This is a genomic window from Zoogloea sp. 1C4 (assembly GCF_009469605.1).
GTDB lineage: Bacteria > Pseudomonadota > Gammaproteobacteria > Burkholderiales > Rhodocyclaceae > Zoogloea > Zoogloea oryzae.
Genome location: NZ_SSXU01000008.1, coordinates 13,164 through 31,038 on the forward strand (window position 1 = coordinate 13,164; position 17,875 = coordinate 31,038).

Annotated in this window: 16 protein-coding genes and 1 tRNA gene; 6 read left to right on the top strand and 11 right to left on the bottom strand. The window is 62.6% G+C overall.

Features of this window, described 5'->3' with window-relative positions; genetic code table 11:
* Nucleotides 1-8: 8 nt before the first annotated feature.
* From GH681_RS11600 to GH681_RS11630, 8 genes are all read right to left on the bottom strand, one after another.
* Nucleotides 9-2,834 carry a 2-oxoglutarate dehydrogenase E1 component gene (locus GH681_RS11600; protein ID WP_153161641.1) on the bottom strand — a complete coding sequence of 942 codons (2,826 nt, stop codon included), beginning with the start codon at nt 2,832-2,834 and terminating at the stop codon, nt 9-11.
* 155 nt (nt 2,835-2,989) lie between these two features.
* On the bottom strand, nt 2,990-4,285 hold the full coding sequence (gene gltA / locus GH681_RS11605) for a citrate synthase (RefSeq protein ID WP_153161642.1): 1,296 nt from the start codon (nt 4,283-4,285) through the stop codon (nt 2,990-2,992).
* A 57-nt stretch (nt 4,286-4,342) separates the two neighbouring features.
* Nucleotides 4,343-4,579 (bottom strand): succinate dehydrogenase assembly factor 2, encoded by a 237-nt coding sequence (locus GH681_RS11610; RefSeq protein WP_153161643.1) that lies wholly within the window; start codon nt 4,577-4,579, stop codon nt 4,343-4,345.
* A complete protein-coding gene (locus GH681_RS11615) occupies nt 4,576-5,289 on the bottom strand; it encodes a succinate dehydrogenase iron-sulfur subunit (RefSeq protein WP_153161644.1) in 714 nt (237 codons plus the stop codon). The genes GH681_RS11610 and GH681_RS11615 overlap by 4 nt, the downstream gene beginning before the upstream one ends.
* Before the next feature lie 19 nt (nt 5,290-5,308).
* Nucleotides 5,309-7,102, bottom strand: a complete 1,794-nt coding sequence (gene sdhA / locus GH681_RS11620; RefSeq protein WP_194271217.1) for a succinate dehydrogenase flavoprotein subunit — start codon at nt 7,100-7,102, stop codon at nt 5,309-5,311.
* Nucleotides 7,103-7,450: a succinate dehydrogenase, hydrophobic membrane anchor protein gene (gene sdhD / locus GH681_RS23355; protein ID WP_194271218.1), complete on the bottom strand. Its 348-nt coding sequence runs from the start codon at nt 7,448-7,450 to the stop codon at nt 7,103-7,105. It lies immediately after the preceding gene.
* Nucleotides 7,444-7,833 (bottom strand): succinate dehydrogenase, cytochrome b556 subunit, encoded by a 390-nt coding sequence (gene sdhC / locus GH681_RS11625; RefSeq protein WP_153161645.1) that lies wholly within the window; start codon nt 7,831-7,833, stop codon nt 7,444-7,446. Before sdhC ends, sdhD begins: the two co-directional genes overlap by 7 nt.
* A gap of 118 nt (nt 7,834-7,951) precedes the next feature.
* Nucleotides 7,952-8,680, bottom strand: coding sequence for a GntR family transcriptional regulator (locus tag GH681_RS11630; RefSeq protein ID WP_153161646.1), 729 nt, complete (start codon nt 8,678-8,680; stop codon nt 7,952-7,954).
* A gap of 228 nt (nt 8,681-8,908) precedes the next feature.
* Between GH681_RS11630 and GH681_RS11635 the strand changes: the two genes are divergently transcribed.
* The gene (locus tag GH681_RS11635; protein WP_153161647.1) at nt 8,909-9,901 is read left to right on the top strand and encodes a malate dehydrogenase; all 993 of its coding nucleotides are present in this window, start codon (nt 8,909-8,911) and stop codon (nt 9,899-9,901) included.
* Between the two features lie 113 nt (nt 9,902-10,014).
* On the top strand, nt 10,015-11,004 hold the full coding sequence (locus GH681_RS11640; RefSeq protein ID WP_153161648.1) for a CoA ester lyase: 990 nt from the start codon (nt 10,015-10,017) through the stop codon (nt 11,002-11,004).
* Nucleotides 11,005-11,054: 50 nt separating this feature from the next.
* Here the strand turns inward: GH681_RS11640 and GH681_RS11645 are convergent, their stop codons facing one another.
* Nucleotides 11,055-12,299, bottom strand: coding sequence for a nitronate monooxygenase (locus GH681_RS11645; protein ID WP_153161649.1), 1,245 nt, complete (start codon nt 12,297-12,299; stop codon nt 11,055-11,057).
* 262 nt (nt 12,300-12,561) lie between these two features.
* On the opposite strand from GH681_RS11645, the gene GH681_RS11650 reads away from it, so the two are divergent.
* Complete coding sequence (locus GH681_RS11650) at nt 12,562-13,458, top strand: adenylate/guanylate cyclase domain-containing protein (protein WP_153161650.1); 897 nt, start codon at nt 12,562-12,564, stop codon at nt 13,456-13,458.
* A 36-nt stretch (nt 13,459-13,494) separates the two neighbouring features.
* On the opposite strand, the gene GH681_RS11655 is transcribed toward GH681_RS11650, so the two are convergent.
* Complete coding sequence (locus GH681_RS11655; RefSeq protein ID WP_153161651.1) at nt 13,495-14,448, bottom strand: alpha/beta hydrolase; 954 nt, start codon at nt 14,446-14,448, stop codon at nt 13,495-13,497.
* A 126-nt stretch (nt 14,449-14,574) separates the two neighbouring features.
* Nucleotides 14,575-14,659, bottom strand: a tRNA-Leu gene (locus GH681_RS11660).
* Nucleotides 14,660-14,716: 57 nt separating this feature from the next.
* Between GH681_RS11660 and queA the strand changes: the two genes are divergently transcribed.
* The 3 genes from queA (at nt 14,717) to GH681_RS11675 (ending at nt 17,859) form a co-directional block, all read left to right on the top strand.
* Nucleotides 14,717-15,745: a tRNA preQ1(34) S-adenosylmethionine ribosyltransferase-isomerase QueA gene (queA, locus tag GH681_RS11665; protein ID WP_153161652.1), complete on the top strand. Its 1,029-nt coding sequence runs from the start codon at nt 14,717-14,719 to the stop codon at nt 15,743-15,745.
* A complete protein-coding gene (tgt, locus tag GH681_RS11670) occupies nt 15,742-16,854 on the top strand; it encodes a tRNA guanosine(34) transglycosylase Tgt (protein ID WP_153161653.1) in 1,113 nt (370 codons plus the stop codon). Before queA ends, tgt begins: the two co-directional genes overlap by 4 nt.
* Nucleotides 16,855-16,926: 72 nt before the next feature.
* Complete coding sequence (locus GH681_RS11675) at nt 16,927-17,859, top strand: bifunctional riboflavin kinase/FAD synthetase (RefSeq protein ID WP_153161654.1); 933 nt, start codon at nt 16,927-16,929, stop codon at nt 17,857-17,859.
* Nucleotides 17,860-17,875: the final 16 nt, after the last annotated feature.

A 17,875-nucleotide genomic window follows, 5' to 3' on the forward strand; every position in this document is an offset into this window, starting at 1 on the left:
GGATTGCATCAGGCCTTGATTTCGCCGAATGCATTTTCGATGACAGCCTTTTGTTGCGCGTTGTGCTTGGCGTAGTAGCCGACAGCCGGCGAAGCCGCCGCGGGACGGGCCACAAGCAGGAACTTGTGGTCTTCACCGAGGTTGCTGTCCAGGTGGTGGCGCGAGGCCAGCCAGTACCAGACACCCTGGTTGCGCGGCTCTTCCTGCACCCACACCACTTCCTTGGCGTTCGGGTACTTGTTCACCTCGGCCGCGAAGGCCTCGGCCGGGAACGGATAGAGCTGTTCCATGCGCACGATGGCGATGTCGTCGATGCCCTGGGCACGACGGTGAGCCAGCAGTTCGTAGTAGATCTTGCCGGAGCACAGCAGGACGCGCTTGACCTTCTTGGCATCGAGATCGTCGATCTCGCCGATGACGGTCTGGAAGGTGCCCTTGGAGAGCTCTTCCAGCGAGGAGACGGCATCCTTGTGACGCAGCAGGGACTTCGGCGTGATGATCACCAGCGGCTTGCGCAGCTTGCGCAGGGCCTGGCGACGCAGCAGGTGGAAGATCTGCGACGGGCCGGACGGGATGCACACTTCCATGTTCATCTCGGCACACAGCTGCATGTAGCGCTCGATACGGGCGGAAGAGTGCTCGGGGCCCTGACCTTCGTAGCCGTGCGGCAGCATCATCACGAGACCGCACTGACGGCCCCACTTGGCTTCACCGGAGCTGATGAACTGATCCATCACCACCTGGGCGCCGTTGGCGAAGTCGCCGAACTGGGCTTCCCAGATCACGAGCTGGTTCGGCTCGGCCGACGCGTAGCCGTATTCGAAGGCCAGCACGGCTTCTTCGGACAGCACGGAGTCGTAGCAGTAGAACGGGGCCTGGCCGTCGCGAATGTTCTGCAGCGGGTAGTAGGTGCCATCGTGCCACTGGTCACGGTTCTGATCGTGCAGCGCAGCGTGACGGTGGAAGAAGGTACCACGGCCGACGTCCTCACCCGAGATGCGGATGCCGAAGCCCTGAACCACCAGGCTGGCGTAGGCGAGGTTTTCGCCCATGCCCCAGTCGAGGGCCAACTTGCCTTCGCCCATCGCCTTGCGATCGTCGATGATCTTCTGGACGCGGGGGTGCAGCACGAAGCCTTCCGGCGTGGTCGTCAGGGCCTTGGAGAGCCGCTTGAGTTCCGCCATCGGCACCTTGCTGTCGCACTTGTCGGTGTACTTCTTGTTGGCGTACGGGCCCCAGTCCTGGGAGAACTGGCGCTTGAAGTCGGACAGCACCGGATTGGCCAGCAGCTCGCCCTTGTCGAGGGCTGCGCGGTAATCCTTGATGAACTGTTCCGGCTCGTCGGCCTGGCAGACGCCCTGGGCAACCAGCTTTTCCGCGTACAGCTTGCGGGTGCCGGGGTGCTTGGCGATCTTCTTGTACATCAGCGGCTGGGTCACCATCGGCTCGTCGGCTTCGTTGTGGCCGAGCTTGCGATAGCAGACGATGTCGACAACCACGTCCTTCTTGAACTCCTGACGGTACTCGACAGCCAGGCCCATGACGAACGCGACGGCTTCCGGATCGTCGCCATTGACGTGGAAGATCGGCGCTTCGGCCATCTTGAAGATGTCCGTGCAGTACAGCGAGGAGCGGTAATCGCGCGGATCCGAGGTGGTGAAACCGATCTGGTTGTTCACCACGATGTGGATCGTGCCGCCCGTGCCGTAGCCGCGGGTCTGCGCGAAGTTGAGCATTTCCTGGTTGACGCCCTGACCAGCAACGGCCGCATCACCGTGGATGATGACGGGCACGACTTCGGACTTACCGTTCTCGCCACGACGGGTCTGACGGGCATACACCGAGCCCTCGACCACCGGATTGACGATTTCCAGGTGCGACGGGTTGAACGCCAGCGTGAGGTGCACCGGACCACCGGCGGTCATCACGTCGCTGGAGAAGCCCATGTGGTACTTCACGTCACCCGCGGACAGATCGGAAGCAGCCTTGCCTTCGAACTCGGAGAACAGCATGCTCGGGGACTTGCCGAGGGTGTTCACCAGCACGTTGAGGCGGCCACGGTGGGCCATGCCGATCACGATTTCCTGGACGCCCTTGCTACCCGCGACGCGGATCAGTTCGTCCATCGCGACGATGGTGCTCTCACCACCTTCCAGCGAGAAACGCTTCTGACCGACGTATTTGGTGTGCAGGTAACGCTCCATGGTCTCGGCGGCGGTGAGGCGCTCGAGGATGCGACGCTGCTTCTGATTGTCGAAGGTCGGACGGCCGCGGGTCGGCTCGAGACGCGCCTGGATCCAGCGCTTCTCACCGATGTCGGTCATGTACATGTACTCGGCGCCGATGGAGCCGCAGTAGGTCTGACGCACGGCGTCGAGGATCTCGCGCAGGGTGGCGCGATCGCCCGGCAGGCCGTGGAACGAACCGGTGTTGAACGTCTCGTTGAGATCCGCCTCGGTGAAGCCGTAGTGGGACAGCTCGAGTTCGTGGATCTCGGGACGCTCGGTCCGCTTCAGCGGGTCGAGTTGCGCCCAGCGGGTGCCCAGGAAACGGTGGGCGTTGATCAGTTGCAGGACGCTGACCTGCTTCTGGTCGGCGCCGCTCGCCACCACGGTGCGCACCGGGCCGCGCTTCGCCATGTCGGCAAAGGCGTTGATGATCGGGTAATGGGCTACATCACGGCCGTTGCCCGGCGTGTTCTGCAGCGCGTCGAAATAGGTCCGCCATTCATCGGAGACGGAATCCGGATTGTCGAGATAGTTCTCGTAAAGTTCCTCGATGAACGGAGCATTGCTGCCGAACAGTTGGGAGCTCTCAAAAAGCTGTTTCATCATGGGCGACCACCAGGCTTGTGTCTTGTCTTCTGAGTGTTTATGCGGTGGGGAGAAATCCCTGATTCTGTGTTCTTATGGACAAACGAAGCGGGATGGCCCAATGATCGACCATCCCGCGTTCGTTTCCCCTGTTTCCCCCTCCCCCTCCGTATTGCTTAGCCGCGTTGAGCCAGCGGCACGACGTCGCGACGGGCGGCGCCGATGTACAGCTGACGCGGACGACCGATCTTGTATTCCGGATCGGTGATCATTTCTTCCCACTGGGTCATCCAGCCGACGGTACGGGCCAGCGCGAAGATGCAGGTGAACATGTCGGTCGGGATGCCAAGCGCCTTCTGGACGATGCCGGAGTAGAAGTCCACGTTCGGGTAGAGCTTCTTCTCGACGAAGTACTGGTCTTCCAGAGCGATCTTTTCGAGTTCCATCGCCAGCTTGAACAGGCGGTCGTTCTCGAGGCCCAGTTCGCCCAGCACGTCGTGGCAGACCTTGCGCATCAGCTTGGCGCGCGGGTCGAAGTTCTTGTAGACGCGGTGACCGAAGCCCATCAGCTTGAAGCTGTCGTTCTTGTCCTTGGCGCGGGCGATGTACTCGCCGACGCGGGACACGTCACCGATCTCTTCCAGCATGTTCAGGCAGGCTTCGTTCGCACCACCGTGCGCCGGGCCCCACAGGCAGGCGATGCCGGCAGCGATACAGGCGAACGGGTTGGCACCGGACGAACCGGCCAGACGCACCGTGGAGGTGGAGGCGTTCTGCTCGTGATCGGCGTGCAGCGTGAAGATCACGTCCAGCGCACGGACCAGCACCGGGTTCGGCACGTACTTTTCGCACGGGTTGCCGAACATCATGCGCATGAAGTTGGCGGTGTAGTCCAACTCGTTGTCCGGGTACATGAACGGCATGCCGGTGTTGTACTTGTAGGCCATCGCAACAATGGTCGGCAGCTTGGCAACCAGACGGTTGAAGCTGACGTTGCGGTGCTCCACGTCGGAGAAGTCCATGGCGTCGTGGTAGAACGCGGACAGCGCGCCAACCACACCGGTCATGACGGCCATCGGGTGGGCGTCACGGCGGAAGCCGGAGTAGAACTTGGACAGCTGCTCGTGCACCATCGTGTGCTTCTTGATGGTGTTCTCGAAGTCGGACTTCTGAGCGGCATTGGGCAGCTCGCCGTTCTTCAACAGGTAGGTGACTTCGAGGAAGTTGCAGTTGTCGGCCAGTTGCTCGATCGGGTAGCCGCGGTACAGCAGTTCGCCCTTGTCACCGTCAATGTAGGTGACCTTGGACTGGCAGCTGGCCGTGGACAGGAAACCGGAGTCGTACGTGAAGTACCCGGTCTTTCCGCCGAGGGTGCGGATATCGATCACATCATTGCCATGCGTCCCCGACATGATCGGAAACTCTACGGCCTTGCCATCTACGGTCAGTGTAGCAGTACGTTGCGTGGTCATATTTTGGTCCCTTTTCCCTGTTGAAACTCCACAACTCCCTAGCGATGCCCTGCCCCGTCAGCCGGCCCGGAGCAGATCCATCATTTCCTTCCAGCGGTCGTTGGTGACAGGCTGGCTGCCGTTGACCATGGCCCAGAGGTCATGGTCTTCGACGAGCAGCAGGTCATCCAGATCCGCCAGTTGATCGTCTGTGAGACGATCGAAGTGCCTTTCGAGGAAGCGCGTGAACACCAGATCGAGCTCCAGAAGAGCCCGACGGCACTGCCAGCGCACGCGCCCCCGATTGAGCGTCATACGGCGCGACGGACCATCATGTCCTTGATCTTGCCGATCGCCTTGGTCGGGTTGAGACCCTTCGGGCAGACGTCGACGCAGTTCATGATGGAGTGACAGCGGAAGAGGCGGTACGGATCTTCCAGGTTGTCGAGACGCTCACTGGTCGCCTGGTCGCGGGTGTCGGCGAGGAAGCGGTAAGCCGCCAGCAGGCCGGCCGGACCAACAAACTTGTCCGGATTCCACCAGAACGACGGGCAGCTCGTGGAGCAGCACGCGCAAAGGATGCACTCGTAGAGACCATTGAGCTCTTCCCGGTCTTCCGGGCTCTGGAGGCGTTCGCGCTCCGGAGCCGGATCGTTGTTGACCAGGTAGGGCTTGATCGAGTGGTATTGCTTGAAGAACTGGGTCATGTCGACGATCACGTCGCGGATGACCGGCAGGCCGGGCAGCGGGCGGATGGTGATCGGCTGGGCCAGCTCTTCGACGCTGGTCAGACAGGCCAGACCGTTCTTGCCGTTGATGTTCATGGCGTCGGAGCCACACACACCTTCACGGCAGGAGCGACGGAAGGACAGGGTGTCGTCCTTGGCCTTCAGACGGACCAGCGCGTCGAGGAGCTTCTTGTCGGACTCTTCGAGTTCGACAGAGATGTCCTGCATGTAGGGCTTGTCGTCCTTGTCCGGATTGTAGCGGTAGATCTTGAACTGTACGGTTCGCTTGCTGCTCATCTTCTAATCTCCGGAACGCTCAGTAGGTACGCTTGGCCAGCGCGATCGGCTCGACGTCGGCGGACATCGGCTGCAGATTGACCGGCTTGTAGTCGAGGCGGTTGCCCTCGCTGTACCACAGCGTGTGCTTGAGCCAGTTCTTGTCGTCACGGCCGTTGGGGGTCTCGGCGCAATCGAGTGCATCATCACGCACGTGGGCGCCGCGGGATTCCTTGCGCGCCTCGGCGGAGATCATGGTCGCCTTGGCGACTTCGATCAGGTTGTCGAGTTCGAGGGCTTCGGTACGGGCGGTGTTCCAGACCTTGGACTTGTCCTTGATCTGGGTGTGCTTGGCGCGCTCGGCCACTTCGAGGATCTTCTCGACGCCTTCCTTCAGCATGTCGGCGAAACGGAACACGCCGGCGTGCTTCTGCATGGTGCGCTGCATGTCCAGACGCACGTCGTTCACTTCGACGCCGTTCGTCTGGGTTTCGAGGCGGGCGATACGCGCCAGGGAGACATCGGCAGCGTCATCCGGCAGCGGCTTGAGCGTGAGCTGGCCGGACTTGAAGTCGGCAACCACGGTTTCGCCGGCGGACTTGCCGAACACCAGCAGATCGAGCAGCGAGTTGGTGCCCAGACGGTTTGCACCGTGCACCGACGCGCAGGCACATTCGCCGGCGGCGTAGAAGCCGGAAACCGGCACGTTCGGGTTGCCATCCTTCGGAACGATGACCTGACCCTTGTAGTTGGTCGGAATACCGCCCATCTGGTAGTGGCAGGTCGGCACGACCGGGATCGGGGCCTTGATCGGATCGACACCAGCAAACTGGATCGAGATTTCACGAATGCCGGGCAGGCGCTTCATGATGGTCTCGGGGGACAGGTGGGTGATGTCGAGGAGCACGTGATCCTTCTCGGAACCACAGCCACGGCCTTCGTTGATCTCGGTGACCATCGAACGCGACACGACGTCACGGGAGGCCAGATCCTTCAGGTTCGGGGCATAGCGCTCCATGAAGCGCTCGCCGGCGGCGTTACGCAGGATGCCGCCTTCGCCACGCACCCCTTCGGTGATCAGCACACCAGCGCCGGCCACGCCCGTCGGGTGGAACTGCCAGAACTCCATGTCTTCCAGCGGAATGCCGGCACGAGCCGCCATACCGACACCGTCACCGGTGTTGATGAAGGCATTGGTGGAACTGTAGTAGATACGACCGGCACCGCCGGTGGCGAAGATGGTCGCCTTGGCGTGGAAGATCGAAACCTCACCGGTTTCCATTTCCATGGCGGTCACACCCAGCACATCGCCATCGGCGTTGCGGATCAGGTCCATCGCCATCCATTCGACGAAGAACTGGGTGTTGGCGCGCACGTTGCGCTGATAAAGCGCGTGCAGCATCGCGTGACCGGTACGGTCGGCCGCGGCACAGGAGCGGGACACCGGGGTCTGGCCGTAATTCTGCGAGTGCCCGCCGAACGGACGCTGGTAGATCTTGCCGTTGTCGGTACGGTCGAACGGCATGCCGTAGTGTTCGAGTTCGACGACGACTTCGTTGGCCTTCTTGACCATGAACTCGATCGCGTCCTGGTCACCCAGCCAGTCCGACCCCTTGACGGTGTCGTACATGTGCCAGTGCCAGTTGTCTTCGGTCGAGTTGCCCAGGGAAGCGGCAACACCGCCCTGCGCGGCAACAGTGTGGGAGCGGGTCGGGAAGACCTTGGTCAGGACGGCCGTCTTGAGGCCGGCTTCGGAGAGCTGGAGCGCCGCCCGCAGGCCGGCGCCACCGGCACCGACGATAACCGCGTCAAAAGTATGCTTAGCGACTTTCACTTACAGCCTCCAGAGAATCTGAGCAGCCCAACCGGCGTAGCCGATGAGCGCGAGGGCAACGATCGAATGCAGGGTAAGACGGATACCCGTGGGCTTGATGTAGTCCATGAAGATGTCACGCACGCCGATCCAGGCGTGGAAGAACAGCGACATGAAGAACAGGAAGGTCGCGAACTTCATGAAGCCGCCGCTGAAGACACCGCGCCAGCTCTCGTAGGAGCCATCAGGCATGGTCAGGACGCAAATTGCAATAATGACGGTATAGAGTGCCATCACGACAGCTGTGACGCGCTGGGCGAGCCAGTCGCGGAAACCGTAGTGGGCACCAACAATGACGGGCTTTACCATAGCTTGGTCACCAGAAGGGCAGTGAGAACGAGACTGACGATCAGCACCATGCGGGCGCTCTTGACCGAAGATTCCTTGTCGACGCCGACGTGCAAGTCAAGCAGCAGGAAACGGATGCCGGCACAGAAGTGGTGCAGGTACGCCCACACCAGGCCACTCAGGATGAGTTTGACAAAAGGATTCCCGACAATCTTGGCGAATTCAGCATAGGATTCCGGAGAGCCCACGCTGGCGCCGAAGAGCGCAAGCAGCACCGGCAGCATGAGGAACAGACCAGCGCCGCTCACCCGATGCAGAATCGAGACCTTCCCGGCAAGCGGGAGCCTGATCTCGTTCAGCGCCAGATGCTTCGGGCGCTGTTTCTTCAAAATCACCTCTGTCATAAGATTTCCCTCTAACAATAGCAACTCGCAAGTCGCTCATTTCCCACACAAACAAAATTATAAGTATATACCCTTACCATCAACTGACAGGCCGGGCCCTCCCATCAATTCAAAACCGTCAATTCAATTCGTTAAGATAATAATGATCCGCCGTCAGATAAAGCCCCCGACGCCATTCAACCGGCCGATCGCCATAGGTGTAGGTTACCCGTTCGACGGACAGCAGCGGCGTACCTTCCGCGACATTGAGGGTTTCGCTGGTCATCCGGTCGGCCGCAACCGCACGAATCCGCTCTTCGGCACGGATCATCCGCACGCCGAAGCGGCTTTCGAACAAACTATATAGGGAACCATGCGAGCCCTGCAGAACCTCCATGGTCAGGCCCTGGAAGATCTCACCCGGCAGATAGATCTCATCCACCACGACCGGCTTTCCGGCAAAACGCAGCAGACGCCGCAGGATGGTGACAGGCGCACCGAGCTCGATGCCCAGCATGCGCGCAGCCTCATTCCCCGCCTTGGCCTTCCAGCAATCAAGCGGTACGCTTTGCGGATGTGCGAGATCGCCATCCATGGGAACCAGCCGGAGGAATCTGAACAGCGCACGGGGATCATTATGGGAAGCGACGTAGGTGCCCTTGCCCTGCTTGCGGACCAGGAGGTTCTCGGCCGCCATTTCATCAATGGCCTTGCGCACCGTACCCTGGCTTACACTGAAGCGGATGGCGAGTTCCTGCTCGCTGGGAATCGCCTGCCCCGGACGCCACTCGCCGGACTCCAAAGCATTAAGCATCAGATTCTTGATCTGACGGTACAGGGGGCTGAAGGTGGGCGAGTCGTGTCGCATGCGTGTATTTGAACACACTTTCGAAAGACAGTCTATAATCAGTCTTATATCTTATATAAGATATAAGACAAGGAAATTGACAGCCTTTCCAAATGCTCCTACGATTCGAACGTTGACCGGCTCAGCGCCAGCGCCAACCCAAGATCAGCATCGCGGCGACTCGCTGGCGGCGCGAATCAGCAGTGAATTAGTTTCGATAACACTTTCTATGTAGAGGGAGTTTCAATAATGGCAAAAGCCCCCGTTCGTGTCGCAGTCACCGGCGCCGCCGGTCAGATCGGTTACAGCCTCCTGTTCCGCATCGCCAGTGGCGAAATGCTGGGCAAGGATCAGCCCGTCATCCTCCAGTTGCTCGATCTCCCGCAAGCCCAGAAGGCTGTCAAGGGCGTCATGATGGAACTGGAAGACTGTGCCTTCCCGCTGCTGGCCGGCATGATTGCCACCGACGACCCCAATGTCGCCTTCAAGGATGCCCAGGTCTGCCTGCTGGTCGGCGCCCGTCCGCGCGGCCCCGGCATGGAGCGCAAGGATCTGCTGACCGAAAACGCCAAGATCTTCACCGTTCAGGGCGCCGCCATCGGCCAGTACGCCGACCCCAGCGTCAAGGTGCTGGTTGTGGGCAACCCCTGCAACACCAACGCCTACATCGCCAAGGAAATCGCCGTCAAGTACGGCCGCGTCAATGCCAAGAACTTCACCGGCATGCTGCGTCTGGACCACAACCGCGCCCTGTCCCAGCTGGCGACCAAGTCCGGCCGTGACGTTTCCAGCCTGAAGAACCTGGTCGTCTGGGGCAACCACTCACCCACGATGTACGCCGACTACCGCGCCGTCACCTCCAATGGCGACAGCGTCAAGGGCCTGATCAACGACGACGCCTGGAACCGCGACGTGTTCCTGCCGACCGTCGGCAAGCGTGGCGCTGCGATCATCGAAGCCCGCGGCCTGTCCTCCGCTGCCTCGGCCGCCAACGCCGCCATCGACCACATCCGTGACTGGGTGCTCGGCTCCAACGGCGAATGGGTCACCATGGGCATCCCGTCCGACGGTTCCTACGGCATCCCCGAAGGCATCATCTACGGCTTCCCGGTCACCACCGAAAACGGCGAGTACAAGATCGTCCAGGGCCTGGAAATCGACGAGTTCTCCCGTGAGCGCATGACCCACACCCTCAACGAGCTGCTCGAAGAGCGTGACGGCGTGAAGGATCTGCTGGCCTAATCGCCGCAGTTCTCAGCCGGTCAGAACGCGGGGGCAGAAATGCTCCCGCGTTTTTCGTTCACGCCGTTTTTTGCTACCCTCCTCCGCCTGTCAGATCACTTCGAGTATCCGCCATGTCCGCCTTGCCGCATCCCGACCACGTGCTCTTCCAGGGCGAAAAGCCCTTCCCCATCCTCCCAGCCGTCGACCATTACGCTGGCAGCGAGAAGCTGATGCGTAAGGCCCTGGGCCTTCAGCACGAGCTCGGGCCGGTGTTCGACATCACCTGTGACTGCGAGGACGGCGCCCACGCCGGCGCCGAGGCAGAGCACGCGGCGATGGCAGCGGAGATCGTCATGTCCGGCGACAACCGCTTCGGCCGCGTTGGTGCCCGCATCCACGACATCACCCACGCCCACTGGGAACAGGACGTGGACATCCTGGTCGGCCAGGCCGGCGAGCGGCTCGCCTTCCTGACCATCCCCAAGCCCCGCAGCGTCGCCGATGCCGCCCGCCAGATCGAGGCGATCCGCAATGCCGAAGAACGTCACGGCATCAAACGGGAGATTCCGGTTCATGTGCTCATCGAAACCCACGGCGCCCTGCGAGACGCCTGGGAAATCGCCGCGCTGGATCGCGTGGAATCCCTCGATTTCGGCCTGATGGATTTCGTCAGCGGCCACCACGGTGCGATTCCCGGCGCCGCGATGCGCAGCCCGGGCCAGTTTGAACATCCGCTGATCATCCGCGCCAAGTGCGACATCACCGCCGCAGCGCTCGCCAACGGCGTCGTGCCCTCCCACAACGTCACCACCGAACTCAAGGATCTGGCCTACATCCGCCGCGATGCCGAGCGCGCTCGAAAGGAGTTCGGCTATCTGCGCATGTGGAGCATTCACCCGAACCAGATCATCCCGATTGTCGAAGCCATGCGCCCCGACTTCACCGAGGTCGAAGAGGCGGCGAGCATCCTGATCGCTGCCCAGGACAAGCACTGGGGTCCGATCCAGCACGCCGGCAAACTGCACGACCGGGCGTCCTACCGTTATTACTGGGAACTCCTCAAGCGCGCCCGCAGCACCGGAATGGACATTCCGGGTGACGCCTTGAAGCGATTCTTCTGACAATAAAAAACCCGGCGCAAGGCCGGGTTTTTTATTGTGGAAACCGCAGATCAATCAGGCAGCGCAATCTTGTTGTCGGTGCTGAACTGATAGTCGTTGAAGACGTGCTCGGCAGAGAGGATCTGGTAGCTGCCGTCTTCCGCCTTGCGGGTGGTGTCCTTCAGGCGATAGGTGTAGTGCCCGCAGGTCCAGCAGTCGAAGTTGCGCATGTGGGTGCACAGGCAGGTCTTGTCCATCACCGACACCCGCTTGGCGCCCGGATGAGCCGCGACTTCGCGGTTGTAGGCCTGGATGTAGGCACAGCTGCCGTTGGCGTCGAGCAGATAGCCATAGGCCTCGCAGTTCGGGCGGATGCCGGAGCCGATGGCCGGGCTGTTGGTGAGCATCCGCATCGGGTAGCCGGTCGGCGACACCTGATTCACGACGATGTTCTCTTCGCTGGCGCGGAAATACTCCTGCTGCACCTTCTCGGGCAGACCACATTCGGTGGTGACCGTGAAACGAGTCGCCACCTGCACGGCTGCAGCGCCGTTTTCGAGGAAAGACACCGCGTCGCTACCGGTAAAGATGCCGCCCGCCGGGATCAGCGGAATGTCGAGTTTCTCGGCGATCAGCCAGGCATGGATCTCGGCAACGATGGTGGCCAGGTCGTACTGCGCCCAGTCCATGCCGAAACCCAGGTGACCACCGGCAAGCGGGCCTTCGACCACCACGTAGTCGGGGAGGCGGTTGGTGCGCGCGCTCTTGCGCAGGAAAAGCTGCAGCGCCCGCAGCGATGACACGATGATGCCCAGCTTGGCATCACGGAAACGGGGATGATCCTCGATCAGCGCGAACGAACCCAGGTGCAGGCCGGCAGCCAGCGTGATGCCATCGACGCCGGCATCCAGCGCGGTAGCCAGACGCACCCGGAGGGTTTCCTTCGGGGCGTTCATCGTGAGCTTTTCCATGCAGTTCACGAAGATCATGCCGGGGCCCTTCTTGGCCTCCATCGTCTTGCCCACGTGCAGGCGGGTCGCCTCGGCAAGCTGGCCGAGATCGAACTGGACGACCGACTTGTCGGGGTTCTCGACGTTGTACTTGTAGAGCTTGAGCTTTTCCTTGACGTATTTGGTATTGAATCGGCGATCGGCTACCGTCTTGACCATCGCATCCGAGATGTGACCTATTCCGCCCAGCCGCGCCACTTCCAACGCCAGGTCAGCGGTGGAGATATCCACCCCCATCCCGCCAACCACGATGGGCACCAGCTCCTGCTTGCCAAAGCGCAGACGGAAATCATCAACTCGTTTCATGAAACTCCTTCCAGACAGACCTGACGCATCAAGGACGATCGCCAAGCGAAATATGTAGCCGAACACATCATTATCCCACCTCACAGCCCCCCTTGAGGCCGTTTAGATCAAGGAAAATTCAATCCAACCCTCAAAACCGACTGCCGCCCGCTTCAGACCGACAGGCGGCGCGACAGATGGGGGCAAAATTTGTTACCTTCCGGTGTGCGGAAAAAGTCACGTAGTCCGCTAAAATCACGGCTCGCTAGCCAACCACTATCAGATGTCGGACTCCTCTCACCCCGCCAAGGAATGCGCTGTACTGTTTGCCGATCTTGTGGGCAGCACACAGCTATATCAGCGCGTGGGTGACACTTCGGCGTTCGAGGTTGTCGACCGCAGCATCCGCGCCATGCGGATCGCCGTCGAAACCAAGCGTGGCCGCGTCGTCAAGCACACCGGCGACGGCCTGATGGCCGTCTTCAGCGATGCCGACAGCGCTGCCGACGCCACCCTGGCGATCCACCAGACCCTGAAGGAACTCCCCAGCACCGCCGAGCAGCAACGCCTGGCCGTGCGCATCGGTTTTCACTTCGGGGCCGTCGTCGCCAGCGGGACCGACGTGTTTGGCGACACCGTCAATTTCGCCGCCCGCCTGGCCGAACTCGCGTCGCCGGGCAAGGCCATCACTTCGAGCGAAACCGCCCGCCGGCTCGGGCCCGAATGGCGGTCGGTGCTGCACGCCCTGCCGCCCCGGGTGATTCGCGGCGTGACCCGCCCGGTGGAGCTGTGTGAGTTGATGTGCGAAGCGGTGGGCGAACTCACCATCGTCCAGAGCGATCACTTCCTGCTCGACACCGAGCCGGAGCTACGCCTTTATCTCGATTCGACATCTCTGGTGCTCAATTCAACCCGACCGAGCGCCCGCATCGGGCGCGATCCGGCAGCCGATCTGGTCGTGGGCGACACCCAGTCGTCGCGGCGCCATGCGGAGATCGAACTGCGTGGCGACAAGTTCGTGCTCATCGACCGCAGCAGCAACGGCACCTTCGTTCAGATCGAAGGCGAACGGGAGTTCCTGCTGTCTCGCGAGGAAGTCGTCCTGCGGGGCCGCGGCCAGTTTGCCCTCGGCCGCAGCTGCTCCAGCAGCCCCCACGTGGTCAGCTTCGTCTGCATCTAGGCTGACGCAGGCAGGACACGCCGCCCAGCCAGAACCTCACCCCAGCAGCGCCGCCCTCAGCGCATCCCCTGCCCGCTCCACCGCCTTCACCGCCTGCGGAAAATACTTTCCCAGCGAGAAGAAGCCGTGGACCATGCCTTCGAACTCATGCACTGCCACTGGCACGCCGGCCTCGCCCAGCAGCGCCGCGTAGGCCTTGCCGTCATCGGTGAGCGGATCGCATTCGGCGAGGATGAAGGTCGCCGGTGGCAGGCCATCGAAACGCCCGGCGTTGATCGGCGACGCACGCCAATCATTCCAGTCGTCCTGATTCGGCAGGTAGCGCTCAAAGAACCAGGCGAGGCTCTCGGTATCCAGGAAGTAGCCGCTGGCAAACTCGCGCCGGGACGGGCGCTGGCTGAGGATGTCGGTGCACGGGTAGATCAGCAGCTGCAGCGCCGCCTGCGGGCCGTTGGCGTTACGCAACTGAAGGGCGGTGACGGCGCTCAGCGTGCCACCGGCACTGTCGCCGGCCAGCGCAAAACGGCTCGGGTCGATCCCCAGCAAGGCCGCGTTGGCGAGGCTCCAGGTCACGGCACGCAGCGCATCCTCAACCGCGGTCGGAAAAGGGTGTTCAGGCGCCAGCCGGTAATCCACCGACAGCACGGCCACGCCACTGAGATGGGCCAACTCGCGGCACAGGCCGTCGTAGCTCGCCACGTCGCCGATGCACCAGCCCCCACCGTGAAAATAGAAAGCCACCGGCAGGATCTCGTCCGGACCGGCCGAAAGCGGCCGGTAAAGCCGCGCCATGATCACGCCATCCTTCGCGTGGGTCGCTGGAATCGGCACTTCGGTCACCGACGACACGGCACGGGCTTCGGGCCCAAAGGTGCCTTGAAGCTTCTCGAAGGAACGTCGGGCCTGATGCGTATCCAGCTCGTGAAAACGCGGCGCACCGACGCGGTAAATCATGGCAAGCAGGGCCTGGGCTTGGGGGTCGAGGGCCATGGCGGCTAATCCGGGAGCAACAGAAGGGAAAATCAGGACATGCAGAAACCAATCGGGCCAAATTTGCACCAAAAACGGAAAAACCAGCCCGTTTTTTGCTACAATTTTCTAACCCATTGATTTTATTGGTGCCGGGAGTGGGACTCGAACCCACACACCTTGCGGCGGCGGATTTTGAATCCGCTGCGTCTACCGATTCCGCCATCCCGGCATGGGAAGCCGCGCATTATCTACGAATCTGCTTATTGCATCAACTCGCCCAAGACTCATGGCCTGGACCCTAGACGATTTCGATTACCCGCTCCCTCAGGAACTGATTGCCCAGGCTCCCCTCGACCGCCGCACCGACAGCCGCCTGCTCCAGGTTGGCCCGCAGCTGGCCGACCTGCATTTTGCCGATCTTCCCGCCCTGCTTTCCCCGGGTGACCTGCTGGTCTTCAACGACACCCGGGTGATCCACGCCCGCCTGTTCGGCACCAAGGACACCGGCGGCCAGGTCGAGGTGATGATCGAGCGCCCGCTGGGCGCCCACGAAGCCCTCGCCCAGGTGCGCGCCAGCAAGTCGCCCAAGCCGGGCACCCGGCTGATGCTCGAAGGCGCGCTTGAAGTCGAAGTGCTCGGCCGCGCCGGCGAGTTCTTCCACCTGCGCTTCCCGGCTGGCGAGGATCTCGTCGTGCTGCTCGAAAGGCACGGGCGCCTACCCCTGCCACCGTACATCGAGCGCGCCGCCGGCAATGCCGACGAATCCCGCTACCAGACGGTTTTCGCGAAGAACCCGGGCTCGGTCGCCGCACCCACCGCCGGCCTTCACTTCGACGAACCACTCCTCGCACGCCTCGCCCAGATGGGCGTGAATAGCGCCTTCGTGACGCTGAACGTGGGCGCCGGCACCTTCCAGCCGGTGCGCGTCCACGATCTGTCCGAACACAAGATGCACACCGAGGCCTACTTCGTACCCCAGGCCACCGTCGACGCCATCGCCACCACCAAGGCCGCCGGCAAACGCGTGGTGTGCGTCGGCACCACCAGCATGCGGGCACTGGAAACCTGCGCCAAGGGTGGCCAGGCCGTCGCCGGCGAGGCCGAGAGCGACCTGTTCATCCTGCCGGGCTACCACTTCAACGTGGCCGATGCGCTGATCACCAACTTCCACCTGCCCAAATCCACGCTGCTGATGCTGGTCTCCGCCTTTGCCGGCATGGACACCATCCGCCGCGCCTACGCCCACGCCATCGCCGAGCGCTACCGCTTCTTCAGCTACGGCGACGCCATGTTCCTGACCCGGACCCCCGAATGAAATACGAACTCCTCGCCACCGACGGCGGCGCCCGTCGGGGCCGCCTCACCCTCAACCACGGCACCGTCGATACGCCTGCCTTCATGCCGGTGGGCACCTATGGCTCGGTGAAGGGCATCTCGCCGCAGGACCTGCGCGACATCGGCGCCCAGATCTGCCTGGGCAACACCTTCCACCTGTGGCTGCGCCCGGGCCTGGAGGTGATGGAAGCCTTTGGCGGCCTGCACCAGTTCATGGCCTGGGACGGCCCCATCCTCACCGACTCCGGCGGCTTCCAGGTGTTCTCGCTGGGCGCCCTGCGCAAGATCACCGAGGAAGGCGTGCGCTTCAGTTCGCCGGTCAATGGCGACAAGCTCTTCCTCACCCCCGAGGAATCCATGCGCATCCAGAAGGTGCTCAACTCCGACGTGGTGATGATCTTCGACGAATGCACGCCCTACCCCGCCACCGTCACCCAGGCGGCCGACTCCATGCGCCTGTCGCTGCGCTGGGCGCGTCGTTCGCGGGACGAGTTCGACCGCCTCGAGAACAACAACGCGCTCTTCGGCATCGTCCAGGGCGGCATGTTTGAAAACCTGCGCGACGAATCCCTCGCCGGGCTCGAGGAGATCGGTTTTCACGGCTACGCCATCGGCGGCCTGTCGGTGGGCGAGCCCAAGGACGACATGCAGCGCATCCTGCATCACACCGCGCCGCGCCTGCCTAAGGACAAGCCCCGCTATCTGATGGGCGTGGGCACGCCGGAAGACATCGTCTTCGCGGTGCAGGCCGGCATCGACATGTTCGACTGCGTGATGCCCACCCGCAACGCCCGCAACGGCTGGCTGTTCACCCGCCACGGCGACGTGAAGATCCGCAACGCGCGCCACAAGTCCGACACCCGCCCGCTCGACGAGACCTGCGACTGCTACACCTGCCGAAACTTCTCGCGGGGCTACCTGCACCACCTCAACCGCCTCAACGAGATCCTCGGCGCGCGGCTCGCCACCATCCACAACCTGCACTACTACCAGCAACTGATGCGCGACCTGCGCGACGCCATCGCCAGCGGCACTCTCACCGACTACGTCGCCCGCTTCCACCGCGAGCGCGCCGGCCAGGGCGCCTGACGCCCGCTCGGGCGCCGGCTTCGCCGGCCGGCGCCTTGCCGCTATAATCGCCCCTTTGCCCGAAATCCGTCCATGCAGGTCTTCCGTGGAATCCCCGAGCGAGCCCAACATGGCTGCGTGCTGACCATCGGCAACTTCGATGGCGTGCACCGCGGCCATCAGTCGCTGCTGGCGAAGCTCTCCGCCAAGGCGCTGGCCACCGGTCTGCCCGCTGCGGTGATGACCTTCGAGCCCCACCCGCGGGAATACTTCGCCCACGAGAACCGCCCCCGGCGCCTCACCTCCCTGCGCGAGAAAATCCAGCTGCTCGAAGCCCGGGGTGTCGACCGCCTCTACATCGCCCGCTTCAACCAGCGCTTCGCCGGCCTCACCGCCGAGGCCTTCATCGAAGACGTGCTGATCCAGGGTCTCGGCGTACGTCACCTGCTGATTGGCGACGATTTCCGCTTCGGCAAGGGGCGCACCGGCAACTTCGAGATGCTCCGCAGCGTGGGCGAACAGGTCGGCTTCACCGTCGAGGCCATGCACACCGTCGACCACGAAGGCGAGCGAGTTTCCAGCTCTGCGGTGCGCGCGGCGCTGGCCGAAGGCGACATGCCCCACGCCGCCCGCCTCCTGGGCCGGCCCTACAGCATCAGCGGGCGCGTGCTCCACGGCGACAAGATCGGCCGCACCATCGGCTTTCCCACCGCCAACATTCAGCTCAAGCACCGCAGCCCGCCGCTGATGGGCATCTACACCGTCAGCGTCGAAGGCCTCGCCGACAAGCCGTGGCCCGGCGTGGCCAGCGTCGGCGTGCGCCCCACCATCAACGACGCCGGCCGGCCCAGCCTCGAAGTGCATCTCTTCGACTGGAACACCGAATGCTACGACGCCCACCTGCGCGTCAATTTCCTGCGCAAGCAGCGCGATGAGGAGCGCTACGACAGCCTCGACGCCCTCACCGCCCAGATCGCCCGCGACGCCGACGAGGCCCGCGCCTACTTCGCCCAGAATCCTCTCTGAATTCCACAGGCCGCAT